Genomic DNA, 361 nt, shown 5'->3' with positions numbered 1-361 from the left:
GACAGGCTATACACAGTCGAATAGCTCGGTTTTAGCCATTGCTGTCTATCACAAGCAGCACTGATGCGCCGGTGAATGGCGCTGATCGACGGCGCTGGGCGACTCAGAAAAAGACCTTCAATCAGTTGTTCAAGTTCTGTTGAAATCTTGCGGCGTTTGCCTTTGTCTGTGCGCGAACGTTTACTGAGCCCTGCAAAGCCGGAAGCACGAAACGCCCCGTCTTAATTCCCTGCTGCGAGCGCTGCGCCCACACCTTCTGCGATTTCCTCAACGAGTTTGGCACAGAAGGCGGGCAAATCATTGGGATCGCGGCTGGTAACAAGGCCGTTATCGACCACTACTTCCTCATTGGTCCATGCAC

The 361-nt window shown here is 53.7% G+C and carries 1 protein-coding gene; it reads right to left on the bottom strand.

The genetic code is table 11. The features are described 5' to 3' along the window. Positions 1 to 221: 221 nt before the first annotated feature. Positions 222 to 361, bottom strand: a 140-nt coding sequence (locus BWR59_RS33180; protein WP_178111261.1) for a DJ-1/PfpI family protein, incomplete at its 5' end; no start/stop codon positions are given.

Source organism: Pseudomonas sp. Bc-h (genome assembly GCF_002080045.1).
Lineage (GTDB): Bacteria > Pseudomonadota > Gammaproteobacteria > Pseudomonadales > Pseudomonadaceae > Aquipseudomonas.
This window is presented reverse-complemented; position numbering and strand designations above follow the sequence as displayed.